The sequence below is a fragment of the Phenylobacterium sp. RIFCSPHIGHO2_01_FULL_69_31 genome (assembly GCF_001824475.1).
In the GTDB taxonomy this organism is placed as follows: Bacteria; Pseudomonadota; Alphaproteobacteria; order Caulobacterales; family Caulobacteraceae; genus Phenylobacterium.
The window spans coordinates 150661-165371 of record NZ_MHXN01000031.1 but is presented as its reverse complement, the minus strand read 5'-3'; the positions used below and the strand labels follow the sequence as shown (position 1 = coordinate 165371).

Sequence of the window (14711 nt, the reverse complement as noted above, 5' to 3'; positions counted from 1 at the left end):
CGACTTGGCCGGCGGACGCTGACGCCCGCCGGCCAAGCCACTTCGTCCTTCAGTCCTACTTCGAGAGACGCAGGGCCGAGATCTGGCCCGCGATGCTCTGGAACACCGAGGTTAGGGTCGTCGAGTCCTCGACGTTGTAGTAGTGGTCGCGGCTGCTGGCGCAGGCCTCGAGCAGGCTGCTGGAGCCCTCCACGACCCGGATCGTGTAGATCTCGATATCCTTCTTCTTCATGTTCTCGCACAGCAGCTTCAGGCGATAGTCGAGCGCCGCCGTCCGGGTGGAGTCGGACGAGCCGATCCCCAGCGGCAGGCCGTTCGACTTGATGACCCGGCCTTGCCAAATGTAGCCCGCGCCCGAGTAGGTGCCGTCGTTCGGCGTATCGCGCTGGGCGATGGTGTTCTCGCCGTCCGTCATCAGGATCACGATCTTGCGGTACTTCGGCGTGCCGTAGGCGACGCCGTCGGCGAATGGGCCCCAGGGCGAGACCATGTTCCAGCCCCACGACATGCCGATGGGGATGTTGGTGTTGCCGTCGGCGTTCAGCGCGTCGATATCGTCCCGCAGGCCTTCGAAGTCGGTGGTCAGCCGCCGCATCCGAGCCAGGCCGCAGCCACGGTTGGGGCCGAACGAGGTGGTCAGCGACGCCTTCTTCTTGCCGGCGTACTTGTTGATCATGCCCTGACGGACGCGCCAGTCGTTGCTGTTCGTATTATCGGGCACATAGTCGTTCTGATAGTCGCGGGCATAGCCGCTGGTCTGCACGTCCGGCTCATCCACCGCGAAGTACGGCGTGTAGAGGGTCTCCGGCGTGCCCACGGCGGGCGGGGTGTCCTGGACGTCATGCGGCGCCTTGCGCATTTCCAGGCAGCCGCGCCAGGTCGTGTTCAAGTTGGAGAAGAGCGTGAAGCGGTTGGCCTGCTGGGTGCCGGACGAGGTCGTGAAGATCTCGTTGTTGATCGGCGACACGCCATTCTGGTCGACCCAGGTCGCGTTGCGATAGGCCGTCTCGTCCACCCGCACGGTGTTGGAGAACGGCACGAGGGCGATCTTCACCGCATCGGGCTCGACGCTCTTCTTCGCCGCGTCTTCCATCTTGGTGATGAACTGCGCGGCGGCTTCCTTCATGTCCTCGAGCTTGGTGCCCTCGTTCATGGAGCCGGTCGTATCCAGGACCAGGGCGATCTCGACCTTGACGCTGGTGCGCACGACCTCGGTGCTGGCGTCGATGGACATAATCCCATCGCTGAGCAGCCCGGCGATGAAGGGCCGCACGTTCAGCGTCGCGCTGGCGACCACGGTGCCGCCTTCGCCGGCGGCGAACGAGCTCGACACCAGGTCGAGGCCTTCGTCCAGCTGCAGGTTCTGGGACAGGATGCGATCGCCTGCCGCCTTCAGCTCTGAGTCCGTCTGCGCCGTGGAGCGCGCCGCGCCCAAGGCGGCGGCGTCCAGCGCATCCTGCAACTGTGACTTCGCGCTCGTGGCCCGAGCGAGATCGGCGGCGCCGAGGCCGGCGACCGTCAGAGGCGCGATCGCCAGAGCGACCACAATCGCGACGTTGCCGCGGTCGTCGAGGCGGGGGACCAGCCGCCCCATGCCGGCGAAACGTGACCTGCGCATGTTCTATCCTGCGATCGATTTCTATTGGTCTTGCTGGATATCGCAGGACGGCTAATCGCTCCTTAGGCAGGACCGTTAAGTTCCGTTCACCGTCATTCGCAACCGGATGTTGGTGCAACCCGGTCAGGCTGCCGGCATGTTCAAGATCAAGGCGCATGCGGCCCGCAGAAGGGTCTTTCGCCGCGACGAGAGCGGCGCGGCAGCGATGGAGTTCGCGCTCGTCGCACCCCTGCTGTTCTTCACGCTCCTGTCGCTGGTCGAGCTGGGCGTGCTCGGCATGATGACGGTCGGTCTCGACAACTCGATCATCGAGGCCTCGCGGCTCATCCGGACCGGGCAGCCGACGGCGGCCACCTCGGCGGCCACCTTCGAGGATCAGGTCTGCGCGAATGTCGCCTCGGTGATGGGCAACTGCCAGGAGCGCCTGGTGGTGAGCGTCGAGGCGTTCTCGGCCTTCTCCAACGCAGGCGCGGCCACTGCGCCGCCGGCTGGCCAGTTCAACAAGGGCGGGCCGAACAGCATCATCCTGGTCAAGGCCGATTACCGGTGGCCGCTGATGAGCCCCTTCGTCGCCACGGCCTTCAGCCGCAGCGGCCCCCTGGAGGTGACCATCAGCGCCCGGACGGCGTTCAAGAACGAGCCCTTCGAATGACGATCAAGCTCCTGCGCCGCCTGGCGGCGGACCGGTCGGGCGCCTCGGCCATCGAGTTCGCCCTCCTGTTCCCGATTCTGTTCGTGCTGCACATCGGCGCCGCCGAGGCCCTGCAGGCCTATATCGCGCAGCGGAACGTGGCCCATATCGCCTCGGCCATCGCGGACGTCACGGCGCGCAGCCGCTCGGTCAGCGACGCGGAACTGAACGACATCCTGCTGGCCAGCACCTCGATGATGCATCCGTTCCCGAACGTGCGCCTGCAGCGGCGCGTGTCGAGCATGAGCGCTGACGATAGCGGAACGGTGGGACGTGACTGGACCTCCAGCAAGGACTTCACCGATTCCAGCTCGCCGAGCGTCCCATCCGGCTTTCTGCAGCCCAACGAGAGCGTCATCGTCACCGACGTGATCTACGACTACCAGCCGGCCTTCGGCCTGTTCCTGCCGGACACGATCCGCTTCACGCGCCATGCCTATGTGCGCCCGCGCCTGTCGAGCAAGGTCGAGAAGGCCAGCTGACCGTCGAGAGCCGGTAGAGCCCGCGCCGATCCCCTGCTAGAAGCCGCGTCCCGGACAGGTGGCCGAGTGGTTTAAGGCAGCGGTCTTGAAAACCGCCGTAGGTGAGAGCCTACCGTGGGTTCGAATCCCACCCTGTCCGCCATGTGGCGTTGAAATATCAGGTAAATTCGGACCTTTGCCATCGCCACCCCTCAAAGAGCCCACCTAACGGGTTGCGGCTAGGATCGGGGCTCGGATTGGCGGTCTGCCGAGAAGAGGGCTGGGCGAGGGGGCTGATGAATGAGCGCTGATACGTCGCCGGGAATCGTCGATCGGGTGCCCCTCCACCTCTACAAGTACAAGTCCTTTGCCGGCGAAGCGCGCGAGCATACTCGCGACCTGATCGTCAACCAGCGGCTCTGGTTTCCGGCCCCGCGCGATCTCAACGACCCGTTCGAGTGCAGGCCGCACCACGTCACCACGGCGACGCCGAGGGAGCGGCGGCGCTACATCGTCGGGCTTGTGAAGCGGGTTCATCCGACCATGCCGCGGCACGAGCGAAAACGCAGGGTCCGTCTGCTGGACGCTGACAACCCGCTCTTCCACCAGAGCATGCTTAGCGCCACGGAAATCACCCTTCAGGCCGCCGGGATCTTCTCACTGTCCGCCCGGCCGCTAGACCTTCTGATGTGGCCCCACTACGCGGACAACCACCGCGGCGTGTGCGTCCGGTTCGACCTCCCTGCGCTTGTGGAGAGCGACCATATTCCGTTCCGCGTGACCTACGCGGACGAGCGCCCCAGCTGCGACACGATCCTTGAGCCGACGGTCGACTGGCTGCACAAGGCGGTCCTCACAAAGGGCGCGGCCTGGAGATATGAGCAGGAGTGGCGCCTCGTTCGGAATCGGGGCGCACGCCAGGCCGTGCAGCTCTCAAAGCCGGTGATCAGCGGCGTTCTGCTGGGAGCCAATGTCTCGCCGGGCGACCGAGAGGCTGTGCTGCAGTGGGCGGCAGAATCCGGCCGGCCGGTGGGCGTTGGCCAAGTGAAGTTCCACCCCTCGCGATATGAGCTCGTTATCGAGGAGTTGGAGCCTAGGTGAACAAGCTTAGGCCGTAGGACTTTATGAAATCGGCGCATTTGTCAGCGGACACCACTACGTGACCGCCGGCCGTCGTGCCAGTAGGTGAGCATGCAATTTGCTTGATGCGAGCAGCAAATACCTCGCGATCAGTTCCCGATGTACCGAATGCGGTAGCATAGCTTGGCGGCCAAGGCCCGTCGCGCCTTAGCTCCTCGGAAAGCAACTCCACGTTCTGCTTATGAAAGCCGAACCCCAGGTAGATAATCTGGCCCGCGGTCCGGAGGTGGCGCCTCCATAGATCCACCTCGTCCATATCGTGCGCCTGTTCGGTGAAGGTCTTGATAGTCTCCCCGAGCCCCGCCAAAGCGTCGTCGAATGAATTGGCGCCGAATGGCACTTGCGGGCCGGATTTCGACTGCCAGGGCAGGGTTCCGACTTGGCCGTACGGATGCAGGATCTCCAGCCGCGAGACTGCTTTCGCTGCTTCCGCCTCTGATAAGCCGTAGGCCGCCTGTACCGCTAATAGGAAGAAGGCTTCGACGCAGCGATCGTAGTTGAAATTGATGATGACCAGGTCGGAAAATAGGGCATCGACTGCGTCTAGGCGCACGCCAGTATGAAGAAAGCTAAACAGCCGGTAGGCCCAGGTTTCGGCAAGAAGACCGTGGATTCCCGTAGAGCCACCCTCTAGCACGCGGGCAAGAGGTGAGCCGCGTTCGGCTTCGAGTATCTTTGCTACAATGGCGGCCTTCCCCAACTGAACCACGATGCGGTCGTGGCCGTGATTGAAGAGAAAGTCATCAATCGACCTTGCCAGAGGAAGACCGTCCGAAATCAACCTCCCGGCCCGCAGGTATTCTCCTCGATTGCCTGGTCCGGTGCGCGCGAGCGCCTCGAAAAGCCGCCCATCTCCGCGCGCCAGGGTACCAGCCTCAAAGTGGAAGTTGACGCCATGCGCGATGCGCCTCGCTAGCTCCTCGCCAGCTGGCAAGCCAAATTCGACGCTTGATCCAGCTCCCAGGACAAGAACGGTCTTCATACACTGGACTTCCGCAACCGCACCCCCGGGCCTTGCCCGTTCTCGTCGATGAGGATGACCCCGGCGGCTTCAAAGGCGGCGCGCAGGGCGGCCTCTGTGGAGGTGTTGGCGGATATGGGGCCGACCTGACCCTCCAGGCGCTTGACGGTGGGGAGCGAGAGCCCCGAGTTAGTCGCCAGAGTCGCTTGGTCCATTCTGGCCAAGGCTCGCGCAGCTCGTATTTGCTCACCGGTCAACATGATACCTCAGGGTGCTTTTTTTCACCCCTGGGTATTGTTAACCCTGAGGGAGCGTGTATGATACCTGAAGTATCACACAAAGCCCCCGAGGTTGCAAATGGCTCTCCGCGCTTATGAACCCATCTCCCCCCAGACCCAGGCCCTCCTCGCCCCCTTCTTCCCCCGCTGGAAGGGGGATGCCTCCGAGCCGGTGCTGTCCCCGCCGCCGGTGCGCCCGCGGCCCGTCACGACCGCTCAGCGCCAGCTGGTGGAGGCGTAGATGGCCGACGGCTTCGATTTCACTCAGCTGCCTACCGAGCCGCGCGCTCGGCTGGCGGCGGCCCTGGCACACCTTGAGGCTCTCCGCGACGACATGATCGCCGAACTGGACCGGCTGGAGGGGGATCCGGATCTGGAAGACGACGAGCGCGAGGACGTCTGCGAGGACGAAGGCGGCGCCTGCGAGGACGAGGGCCACGACAGCGACCGGGAGGCCGACTATGCCGACCACGGATAGCGCAGACCGCCAGTGGCGCGACCTTGAAGAGGCGTTCGCATGGTTCAACCCGGCGGTGGCCTCAGCCTTCCGCCATGCGCGCGCGGCCGGCATGGATCCTGACGGCCTCAGCTCTGTGAACTACCCGAACCGCGCAACGGCTTACGTGGCCTTCTCCTCGCAGGGGTCGGTGCGGCTTCGCCTGTTCAATGCGGCTGGCGAAGAGACTTAGGCCCCGCCTGCCATTTCCCAACATGACGCGCTGACGGCCGCGGTTAATCCGCGGCCGCTTTGCGTTCACCCAACGCTCGCAGAGCCGTGCTCCGGGGTGTCGCCGCCTGGTCCATGAGCAGAACCTCTGCGGACGGTTGAAGGCGCTCGATCTAAGTCGCGGCGGGCTCGATACGATTGCGTCGCGCTACAGCGCCTACCGCGCCGAACCCTAGCAGCATAAGCGCCCATGTCGTCGGCTCAGGGGCAGCAATCGGCTTGCTGCCCATGACCTCCATGCGGACGATGTCGTAGGGCACGCTGTCTAGGTGATTGAGGCCGACTTTGAACCCCACCCGTACGCGCCCTGCGTATTGCCGATCGTAGCTATCCGTCAGGGGGAAGATGGGGGCGCTTAGTGAAAAGGTCCCGTCGTCGCCGACAAACCCAGCGAGTTGCCCCCACCAGTCCACGCGCGCGCCCGGAGCCGCGTTCGCCAGATCGAAAGTGACGATGCGAGCGTCATGAAGGTTGCTGCGGTAGAACAAGTCAGTGACACCGACGAAGGGGCCGGTCGACCACGCGAGGGGCGCATCCGGCGTGCCATAGACAGCTTCGCTGTACTTGGGCGGATAGATCTCTACGACCGCCGCCGCGGCTGGACCGGCGATCACCGCGCATGCGACCGCAAGTCCCAAGTTCCTGTGCATCCCGCTCATATCCCAGCCCCTGATATCGCCTCGGACGTCCAATAGCGCCCAGCTTCAATCTCCGGCTGCGATCCTGCTGGGTCAACCCTTCCGCGCGCGGTGGCGCGGATGGTCGCCTACTCCCCCATCACCTCGACCAGAAACGCGGCGCTGCCGTTGCCGGTCGCCAAGCCCGCCCACGTGACGGAGGCGCCATCGACGTATCCGCCGTTGTTGTCCGCAGCCACGATGCGCGTGGCACCTTGGAGCTGGTCGTATCGGGCGGCAAACCCCGACGGCAGTACTGCCGTCGGGGAGCCCTGAGCACGAAGAAATGAGAGCGTGCCGTAGGTACGAACGTCCTTGCCAAAGCCGCTGAGGGTTAGGGATGACGAAGTGTTGGCGTCGCTCGACCGCACCGCCGCAGATAGCGCCCCATAGCCGTGGTATCGGAACGCAACGGCGAGGGCTCCGAGGTGGCTCAGCACCCACGCGTTGCTTACGTCGGTGGCGGTCAAAACCTTCCAGCACAGGACCGCGCCGTCTCTGTTCCCGCTGGCGGCCTGATAGCTACGGGACCAGGTGGCGCCGCCAGTCGTGGATATGCTGGCCGTCGCCAAGGTGTCCGGCACGAGTACGGCCACGAAGTCGCCGACCTCAACGCCTGTCGGCTTGGACAGGGTGACGTCGGTCGCAGCGCCTGCGCCCGTTGTTGCGGCGGCACTCGCGAACTCTACCGGGCCTGATTGGCCCATCATGCCGAGCAATACGGCGCGGAGCGCTGGGGACATTTCGGGCCTCTCGAATGGAAGAAGGGAGCCCGCCGCGCCCGGAGATCGACGTTGGGCGCGGCGGGCATGCAGCCGGCGGAGCAGGAAGACGGAACCCGCCGGCTGAACATCAGAGCTCCGGGAGCGGCGGAGGCTGGACACCCAGCTCGCGGGCGGCGGCGGTGACGGCCGAGTAGCCGAACGTGAAGTTCCGCTTGATCTCGGCGCGACGGTGGAAGGCCTTCTCATCGTCCAGGCGCTGCTGGTGGCGGGCCGCCGCCTCGGCAAGGCTGGCGTATTCGTCCAGCAGGGACTGGTTCGGGTAGGCATCCAGCGTCTGCTGGAGGCCCCGGCGCTTGTGGTCCTCGGCGACCACCTTGTGGCGCTCCGCCATGGCGTCCAGCTTCCGCAGGTAGCCGCGGACGTGGAGCGCCTCGACGATCATGCGCGCCGTGCTTTCAGTGGTGTGATCGCGCCAGCTGACGCCCCGGAGGCCAAGGGAGATCGACCAGGGGCCGACGTTGCGCCCCTGACCGTTGTTCTCGTCGGCGCTGTACTCGACGAAGTAGCGGCGCCGCAGCGCTTCGCGCTCCTCATCCGTGGGCGGCGCCAGCGGGGCGCTGCGGCCGAGGACGTGCTGCAGATGCTCCAGGCGCTCCCCCGCAGCCTTCAGACCCACGAAGCCCAGCCCTTGGGCGTTCTGCTGTGGGGTCAGGGGCCAGTCGGGGCAAGCATCAGGATCCGGCCACACCTCGGCCGGATCGAAGATCAGGGTGAGGTCAGCAACCGCCTGCGCAGCCTCGCCGAAGGCCAAGGGTCAGCCCTCCGCCTTGGGCAGCTTGAAGGCGGCAAGGCCCTTCGGTTGCTGCTGCTGACGGCCCCCGAACATCGGGTTCACGTTGTTGGCCTGCTCCTGGCGGCCGTCGTCCTCGCCGTCGTCGAAGGCGGCCTCGATGCCGGCCTTCACCGCTTCCTTCACGGCGTTGGTGAGGTTGGCGAGCATCTCCTTCACCTTCGGGTCTTCCTCGGGCTTCACGTTGGTGATCATCGTCTTCATGGGTCTTCCTTCCGGGGTTAGGCGGCTCTTCGCCGATGAAGCCCTGCGCGGACGGCAGAGCTGAGAAGCATTCCGACAGAGGGGGCTTGGCGCTCGGCCACGAGGTCCAAGGCGCCGGCGACGGCGTTGGCGATGTCGTCGTGGCCGCTCGGCGGGTGGTCGATGTTCTCGCGGCCCCCGCGCGCCACGCGGCGCTCCAGGGCACAGAGCTGCGTGACGATGGGCTCAAGGTCGAGGAGGTCGACCTTGCCGCTGTTCAGGGCCGGCAGGAGGTCCTTGTAGAGGTCGCTCCGCGGCTTATCGGCCACGTTGTAGGTGATCCCGTGCTTGCGGAACTGCTCCCGCGGGTACTCGCCCGCGTAGCGGTCCCCGGTCACTTCGGTAATGCCGTAGGCCTTCAGGAGGGCGCAGAAGTCCGCGGTCGTCGCCTCAGGGCTGAATGGCGGCTTGCGCTCCCGCACCGCATCCAGCACCGCCCCGTCGCCCTCCCGGTGGGCAATGGCGAGGGTCATGGAATCGTTCAGGCCGCCCGACGGGTCGACGAAGGCGAAGTAGCTGTGGGCGGAGATGAACCCGCGCTCTCGCACACCCGCCGAGATGCAAGCTTCGACGATCTCGCGCGTCACGAACGCCGCAATGTCGTCGCGGAACTCCCCGCCGTACTCCGCCGCCGCCACCTGGGCGTCGCGAGCATAGGCCCGGTCGACCGTCTTCTGAGGAAGCAGCGGGTTGAACGTGCGCGACGGACCCTTGGCCACGAGGATCGCCGGGTCGCCAGTCGGGCCGTAGTCGCGGCGGTGCGTCTTGTAGACCTCGCCACGCTTGGCGTGGGGGCTGGAGATGACCATCAGCGGCCCGCCAGTGGTCGCCAGAGCCGGGCGGAGCGCGTTCAGGATCTCGGCGTCGGGGTTGACCGTGCCCTCGATCATCCAGAACGCCACCTCGTCGCAGATGGCGGCAACGGCCGTGATCGATCGGATGGTGCGGAAGTTGGCCGGGCGGACCACGACGTCCACGCCGCTAGTCAGCCGGATGGTGTCCTGTGTCGGCTCGCCGTCCAGCATCTCGGAGAGGTCCGGCGAGCCCTCCAGCACGCCCTTCACGTGCATGAAGGCGCGGCCCGCCTGATCGCCTGTCGCGGCCAGGATGGGGATCACGCCCCGCTCTCCCGTCGCCAGGTACTCCGTGTGGTCGCAGAGCGTGCCCACGTAGGCCCCGAGCGTGCCCGCGGCGCGGGTCTTGCCGCCCCGACGGCCCACGATAGCCCACAGTTCCTCGACAAGGCTCAGCGGCTCGCGCTCGCGCCCCGTGAGGGTCGTGAACAGCACCCGCTCATCATCCGTCAGCGCCTCGCCCATGGAGGCGATCAGCAGCGTGCGCCACGCCAGCCACGAATCGCCGGGGATCGCACCCCCGAGGAGGCGCCGGTCAGCCAAGGCCTCACGCATGCTGATCAGCGGCTTCATTCGGCGGCCACCCGCGAGGCGAGGACGTCATGGGCGGTGCGGCGCTCCCGCTTGCCCTTGGCCGGGCGCAGCCGCCGCAGGGCCGCCAGGGCTCGCACGGCCCCGTTCGCAGCCCTCGCCAGCGCGTCGGGGTCTACAGGCTCTCCGCGGGCCTGTGCTGCGGCCAAGTCCTCGGCTGCGATCTGAAGCGTTGCGGCGTTCCTGACCATCAGGCTTTCCATCGCCGACAGGGCTCCGCCGACCTCCGCCGTCAGGTCCGCCACGATGTCGTGGAAGCGGCGCGCACCAGGCGAGCGGCCATCCACGCCGGGGAGCGTCCCCGTTCCGTTGGAGACGGCGCTGCGGTTGGTGATCGAGCGGCGGGCGGTGGCGGTGCGGGTCATCGGCGAGCCGGTTCCGTGTGTTGATGGGTGGGAAGGTGGGTGAGTTCGCCTAGGTTGTCAAAACCTATGCGGTTTCAAGGGGAGGGGGCGGACGGACGCTCCGCCATACACTCAACCCTGCGGCGACCGCCGCGCGCCTTTGGTGTGGCCGTCGCGCCGCCACGGGAAAACTGCGCAGACGCGTTGCGTCTTTTGCGGCTCCTCGAAGGGAGGAGATGCAGAGTCTGCGCCTCCTTCATTCGCCGGGTCACAGTGAGCCAGGTTCGCACCTCTGCCGGCCCTGTCTGGTGGGCGCGGCCCCGCCCAAAGGGGGCGCGTGGCCCACAGGGGGTATGGGGGTTAGTCTGAACCGAGGGTCTGAATGGGTCTGACGTAGGGTCTGGCGGGTCTGACAGGGGTCTGAAAATCAGGTCTGACGGGGGGTCTGAAGGGGTCTGACGCATCTCAGGCCCCCGTCCGAACGATGTGTCTGGAGCCTTTGTTGGTGAGCTCCACGCGGATGATGCCGGCGGCGAAGAGCCGGCCCATGGCGGCTTTCAGGGCGGCTTTGCGGACCCCCCGGGCGCGCGGGTCGGCGGCGAAGCACTTGGGCGCGTAGATGATCGAGTTCGTATCCCCGACGGCGCGGCCTTCTGCCGTGAAGGCGTCGAGGAGCCGCAGGAAGGTGTCGTCGATGGCGGCCTCTTGGTCTTCATGGCTTCCCTGCGGCACGTCGTCTTCAGCCACGTAGCAGCCGGCGGACCAGCGCAGGCTGATCGTGGTGCCCGTGGCCGAATAGTTGGCCTTTTTCAGCTCCAGGATCTTTCGATCCGGGGGCGCGTCCTCGTCATCCGGTCGGCGCAGGTAGAGGCCCGCGCGGACGGCGTTGCGCCAATGGGTGCTCCCGCTTGATCCGGAGCCCGAGGACATGCCCGATAGGCTGGGGTGCCCAAGGATCACGATGGCGACGCCGCGGGCGATGGCCACCTTGCGCAGCATGCCGACGAAGGCGCGGGCCTGGCCGCGGTCGATCTCATTGCCCCCGAAGACGTCAGCCTTGCTGTCCAACACGAGGACCACGGGCCGGATGCGATCGATCGCGGCAAGGAGCTGGGACCAACGCGCGGTCGGAACGAGGGCGCCACCCGTCGCCGGAAGCACGAGAGCCGGGTCCTCAGTCGCGAGAGGCCAGACGTGCAAATCGGCTAAGTCGTCGAGGCCCACACCGAGGTTCACGCAGATCGCGTCCAGCCGGCGATGCAGCTCGTCAGAGTCGTCCTCGCTGGCCAGGAAGATGGCGGGGCCGCGCTGCACCCGTCGGCCAAACCAGTTTCGACCCGTGACGGCCGAGGCGGTCATCTGCAGGGCGCAGGTGGTTTTCCCGGCTCCGCCGTCACCGTCGAAGGTGCTGACCTGTGCACCTGGGAGCAGCCCCTCCACGAACATCGGCCGGGGCTTCAACTCGCGGCCGGCGTATTCCGCCGCCGAGAACATCCGGGGGGCGTCCGCCAGCGTCTCGATATCGGGCGCCAGGGTCATGCGGCCTCCCGACGCTCAAGGGCGCGCTGCAGCTGCCGGACTTCGAGATCCGCGGCCATCAAGGTCGCGTCACGGTCGAGGCAGGCGATGGCGACGCCGAGAAACACCTCCTCGCGCCTGATCTCGGGGAACTGCTCCAGCAGCATGCCGAACATCTCGCCGCCGCCGCGGGCGTTGATGACGGCGTTGGCGAAAGCCATGGCGGAGGCGCTCATGCTGCCGGCTCCAGCAGCACGAGGACGCCGCCCGGCTTCTGCGGAGGCATGCCGGACCAGCGCAGGCGGATATCCTCCGCCAAGTGGTCGTCGACGATGACGCCCGACTTGCCCAGCAGGTCCAGGATGGCCTTGGCCAGGCCGTCGAGGTCGCGCCGGCGCCGGTCAGGGCGGTCGAACACGAAGTCGACCTTGAACCCACCCGTGATGGCCGTCGGCCGCTGGCGCCGCAGGGCGAGGCTCGCCTCTGCGATCCAGGCGTCATAGCGAGCCGTGCGGGCGCGTCCCCTGGCCACGTTCTTGAACAGGTTGTTCAGGCCGGGCGGGAACGGCAGGCGCAGGGCGATCAGGCTAGGGGTGATGTCCTCAGACACGCGCCACCTCCAGGCCCTGCCACCGGCCCGCCTCGTCATGGATCGAGCGCAGGCACAGCCGAGATTGCCGGATCGATCCCGACGCCCTATCTTGCCCGCTGTTGGTTGAGGCTTGAACTTTGAGGGCTCGCACCTGTCGGGGTGCGGGCTCTCTGCCGTTTAGGGACGGCGTTCCCCCTGTGACCGGCATCTAATCACGCGGCGACCTGATCGAGCGTGGCGCGGAGATCGCCGACGCGCCAGGCGGTGGAGCGCGGCCCCAGCTTGACCGGGGCAGGGATCGCGCCGGCCTTCACGCGGCGGCGCACCGTCTCGTCGCTGCATGCGAACAGCGCCATGACCACGGGGAGACGGACGAACGCCGCATCCGGAAGGCGGTCGAAATCTGCAAGTGCAGCAGAGGTTTGTTGGCCGTACCTCATGTGGGCTCCTGTGTGTTTTGATGGCCACAGGAGGCCTCGGGATACGGGGGCATTCAGCCGGAAACGGCCGAAAACGGCCGGAAACTAGGTTTCCGGCTTCAGAGCTTCCTGGAACCGGCGCACGCGGACTTTGAGCTCGCTCACCGTAGGCGCATCGCCGTGGCCAGAGTTCTTGACGAACCAGTCCGCGAGGTGAGCGACCAGAGCCGCTTGGGTCTTGTTCGCGGTCCCGTCCGTGGCGTCGAGGCGTGCGAGCTCGACCATGGCGCCTTCCCAATCCCACTTCACGGGCCGCCCTCCCGAGTTCACTCGTTTGAGCGGAGCAGGCGGCAGCGTCACGCCCGGTCGGGGGCGGGCGTCCATCTTCATGGCAAACGCCTTCGGGTTGCTCGAAGTCACCAGAATCGGGAGCAGCTGCCCGTCGCCCAGATCGAGCGCGCCAGCGTCGACGATCTTGTCAGACCCTTCTTGCCCCCAGCCCTCCGCGGCCATCTGCTTGAACTCCCCGTCCACCTGCACAAAGCCAAGGAGATCGCCCGAGGCGAGGTAGGAGCCCAGTTTCGCCGCGCCGATGGCTGCGCGAACTTCGGAGAGCGGATAATACCCGCGGGGTAGGAAGCCGGTCATGCCCGCCCCCGAAGAGGGGTGACGTTGGCGGCTTGCGCGACCGGCTGTGCACAGAACTTCGCCCAATCGGCCATCATCCGGGTGCGCTTCGCGAAGAGGTCGCCGCGCCTGTAGGCCGCCTCGACCTTGCTGCCGATCGTGTGCGCGAGGGCCATCTCAGCCACGTCGCGCGGATAGTTCGTCCTCTCGGCCGCCCAATCCCGGAACGTCGACCGGAAGCCGTGCGCGGTGGCTGGGACCTTCATCCGGCGGAGTACGGCGGTTAGGGTCATGTCAGACAGCTCGCCGCCGCGCTGAGCGGTGAACACCAGATCATTGCCCGCGATCCGAGGAAGCTTCTCGAGGAGGGCGACGGCCGCCGGTGAAAGAGGAACGCGATGTTCCCGCCCGCCCTTCATCCGTGCGGCGGGTATCGTCCAGACCTTCTCTGCAAGGTCGATCTCAGACCAGCGCGCCCCGCGGACCTCGCCGCTACGGCACGCCGTCAGGATAGCGAACTCCAGCGCCCGGGCGCCCATGCCCTCAGCCGACCGCAGGCGGGGCATGAACTCGGCCACCTCGGAGACCGGGAGCGCCGCGTGGTGCTCAGGCTTCGCGATCTTCGTCTTGGCGGCCAGCACCTTGTCGAGGTGGCCACGCCAGCGGGCGGGGTTCTCCCAAACGCCCTTGATCGCACCGGTGGCCCTGGCGGCGTCCAGCACCTGTTCGATGCGGCCTCGGAGCCTGGAGGCGGTTTCCGTCTTCTCAGCCCAGATCGGCCGCAGGACGGTCAGGAGGTGGGACGTTTCGATGTCCTGAACCGAGAGCTTACCCAGCGTCGGGAAAGCGAACTCCTCCAGGGTGCTCCGCCACTGTTGGCGATGCTTCGGGTTCTTCCAGCTGGCCTCGTGCGCGGCGATGTAGTCGAGGGCGGCTTGGCGGAAGGTGAGAACAGAACCGGCCTTCGCCAACAGCGCGGCCTTGGCGGCGCGGCGCGCGGCAATCGGATCCTCACCGGCGTCTATGGCCTCTCGCGCCTCGCGAGCCTTCCGCCGCGCATCGGCCAGGGGAACGTCGGGAAAGCCGCCCAGGCCCATGTCGCGACGCTTGCCGGCGACGGACGCCCGCAGCACCCACGAGCGGCCCCCGCTCGGGAGAATCTGAAGGTAGAGACCCGAGACGCCGCCGACGGCGTGCATGCCCGGCGCCGCCAGGCGGGAGACGGCGAGAGGGCCAAGTTCTGCAGCTTTGCGCGGCATCGTCCGTCGAACTCCGTCAACCCATCGTTTCACCCATCAATAAACATGTGGCGTGGTGTGGCGTCAAGTGGCGACGTGTGGCAACCAAACGGGAACGCACAGAGAGGCGTTAGGCCGTTGCGTGGCCTCATGTGGT

21 protein-coding genes and 1 tRNA gene are annotated in these 14711 nt (G+C 66.6%); 7 read left to right on the top strand and 15 right to left on the bottom strand.

The window, feature by feature from the left end:
• Nucleotides 1-55 precede the first annotated feature (55 nt).
• Nucleotides 56-1618: a vWA domain-containing protein gene (locus tag A2790_RS16250; RefSeq protein WP_293393650.1), complete on the bottom strand. Its 1563-nt coding sequence runs from the start codon at nucleotides 1616-1618 to the stop codon at nucleotides 56-58.
• Between the two features lie 136 nt (nucleotides 1619-1754).
• On the opposite strand from A2790_RS16250, the gene A2790_RS16245 reads away from it, so the two are divergent.
• From A2790_RS16245 to A2790_RS16230, 4 genes are all read left to right on the top strand, one after another.
• Nucleotides 1755-2270: a TadE/TadG family type IV pilus assembly protein gene (locus tag A2790_RS16245; protein WP_293393648.1), complete on the top strand. Its 516-nt coding sequence runs from the start codon at nucleotides 1755-1757 to the stop codon at nucleotides 2268-2270.
• A complete protein-coding gene (locus tag A2790_RS16240; protein WP_293393646.1) occupies nucleotides 2267-2791 on the top strand; it encodes a TadE/TadG family type IV pilus assembly protein in 525 nt (174 codons plus the stop codon). The genes A2790_RS16245 and A2790_RS16240 overlap by 4 nt, the downstream gene beginning before the upstream one ends.
• A 52-nt stretch (nucleotides 2792-2843) precedes the next feature.
• Nucleotides 2844-2933: transfer RNA gene (locus A2790_RS16235), tRNA-Ser, on the top strand.
• 137 nt (nucleotides 2934-3070) lie between these two features.
• Complete coding sequence (locus A2790_RS16230) at nucleotides 3071-3871, top strand: DUF2971 domain-containing protein (protein ID WP_293393644.1); 801 nt, start codon at nucleotides 3071-3073, stop codon at nucleotides 3869-3871.
• Here the strand turns inward: A2790_RS16230 and A2790_RS16225 are convergent.
• Both A2790_RS16225 and A2790_RS16220 read right to left on the bottom strand, forming a co-directional pair.
• The gene (locus A2790_RS16225; RefSeq protein ID WP_293393642.1) at nucleotides 3864-4892 is read right to left on the bottom strand and encodes a hypothetical protein; all 1029 of its coding nucleotides are present in this window, start codon (nucleotides 4890-4892) and stop codon (nucleotides 3864-3866) included. The genes A2790_RS16230 and A2790_RS16225 overlap by 8 nt on opposite strands.
• The gene (locus tag A2790_RS16220) at nucleotides 4889-5086 is read right to left on the bottom strand and encodes a transcriptional regulator (RefSeq protein ID WP_293393640.1); all 198 of its coding nucleotides are present in this window, start codon (nucleotides 5084-5086) and stop codon (nucleotides 4889-4891) included. Before A2790_RS16220 ends, A2790_RS16225 begins: the two co-directional genes overlap by 4 nt.
• Before the next feature lie 142 nt (nucleotides 5087-5228).
• Here A2790_RS16220 and A2790_RS16215 point away from each other — a divergent pair, with 142 nt between their 5' ends.
• Genes A2790_RS16215 through A2790_RS16205 form a run of 3 tightly spaced genes read left to right on the top strand, consistent with a single transcriptional unit; the run spans nucleotide 5229 to nucleotide 5838 of the window.
• On the top strand, nucleotides 5229-5390 hold the full coding sequence (locus A2790_RS16215) for a hypothetical protein (protein ID WP_293393638.1): 162 nt from the start codon (nucleotides 5229-5231) through the stop codon (nucleotides 5388-5390).
• Entirely contained in the window at nucleotides 5391-5627 is a 237-nt protein-coding gene (locus A2790_RS16210) for a hypothetical protein (protein ID WP_293393636.1), read from the top strand. It abuts the gene before it with no gap.
• Entirely contained in the window at nucleotides 5611-5838 is a 228-nt protein-coding gene (locus tag A2790_RS16205; RefSeq protein WP_293393634.1) for a hypothetical protein, read from the top strand. Before A2790_RS16210 ends, A2790_RS16205 begins: the two co-directional genes overlap by 17 nt.
• A gap of 151 nt (nucleotides 5839-5989) precedes the next feature.
• On the opposite strand, the gene A2790_RS16200 is transcribed toward A2790_RS16205, so the two are convergent.
• From A2790_RS16200 to A2790_RS16145, 12 genes are all read right to left on the bottom strand, one after another.
• Nucleotides 5990-6535: a PEPxxWA-CTERM sorting domain-containing protein gene (locus A2790_RS16200; RefSeq protein ID WP_293393632.1), complete on the bottom strand. Its 546-nt coding sequence runs from the start codon at nucleotides 6533-6535 to the stop codon at nucleotides 5990-5992.
• A gap of 107 nt (nucleotides 6536-6642) precedes the next feature.
• On the bottom strand, nucleotides 6643-7296 hold the full coding sequence (locus tag A2790_RS16195) for a hypothetical protein (protein WP_293393630.1): 654 nt from the start codon (nucleotides 7294-7296) through the stop codon (nucleotides 6643-6645).
• Between the two features lie 109 nt (nucleotides 7297-7405).
• Complete coding sequence (locus A2790_RS16190) at nucleotides 7406-8089, bottom strand: hypothetical protein (RefSeq protein WP_293393628.1); 684 nt, start codon at nucleotides 8087-8089, stop codon at nucleotides 7406-7408.
• 3 nt (nucleotides 8090-8092) lie between these two features.
• On the bottom strand, nucleotides 8093-8332 hold the full coding sequence (locus A2790_RS16185) for a hypothetical protein (RefSeq protein ID WP_293393626.1): 240 nt from the start codon (nucleotides 8330-8332) through the stop codon (nucleotides 8093-8095).
• A gap of 17 nt (nucleotides 8333-8349) precedes the next feature.
• Complete coding sequence (locus tag A2790_RS16180) at nucleotides 8350-9798, bottom strand: hypothetical protein (RefSeq protein ID WP_293393624.1); 1449 nt, start codon at nucleotides 9796-9798, stop codon at nucleotides 8350-8352.
• The gene (locus tag A2790_RS16175) at nucleotides 9795-10181 is read right to left on the bottom strand and encodes a hypothetical protein (RefSeq protein ID WP_293393622.1); all 387 of its coding nucleotides are present in this window, start codon (nucleotides 10179-10181) and stop codon (nucleotides 9795-9797) included. Before A2790_RS16175 ends, A2790_RS16180 begins: the two co-directional genes overlap by 4 nt.
• A 444-nt stretch (nucleotides 10182-10625) precedes the next feature.
• Nucleotides 10626-11699: an AAA family ATPase gene (locus A2790_RS16170; protein WP_293393620.1), complete on the bottom strand. Its 1074-nt coding sequence runs from the start codon at nucleotides 11697-11699 to the stop codon at nucleotides 10626-10628.
• A complete protein-coding gene (locus A2790_RS16165; RefSeq protein WP_293393618.1) occupies nucleotides 11696-11914 on the bottom strand; it encodes a hypothetical protein in 219 nt (72 codons plus the stop codon). Before A2790_RS16165 ends, A2790_RS16170 begins: the two co-directional genes overlap by 4 nt.
• The gene (locus A2790_RS16160) at nucleotides 11911-12288 is read right to left on the bottom strand and encodes a RusA family crossover junction endodeoxyribonuclease (protein ID WP_293393616.1); all 378 of its coding nucleotides are present in this window, start codon (nucleotides 12286-12288) and stop codon (nucleotides 11911-11913) included. Before A2790_RS16160 ends, A2790_RS16165 begins: the two co-directional genes overlap by 4 nt.
• Nucleotides 12289-12482: 194 nt before the next feature.
• Nucleotides 12483-12710: an AlpA family phage regulatory protein gene (locus A2790_RS16155; protein WP_293393614.1), complete on the bottom strand. Its 228-nt coding sequence runs from the start codon at nucleotides 12708-12710 to the stop codon at nucleotides 12483-12485.
• Between the two features lie 84 nt (nucleotides 12711-12794).
• A complete protein-coding gene (locus A2790_RS16150; RefSeq protein WP_293393612.1) occupies nucleotides 12795-13337 on the bottom strand; it encodes a hypothetical protein in 543 nt (180 codons plus the stop codon).
• Nucleotides 13334-14575 carry a site-specific integrase gene (locus tag A2790_RS16145; RefSeq protein ID WP_293393610.1) on the bottom strand — a complete coding sequence of 414 codons (1242 nt, stop codon included), beginning with the start codon at nucleotides 14573-14575 and terminating at the stop codon, nucleotides 13334-13336. Before A2790_RS16145 ends, A2790_RS16150 begins: the two co-directional genes overlap by 4 nt.
• Nucleotides 14576-14711: the final 136 nt, after the last annotated feature.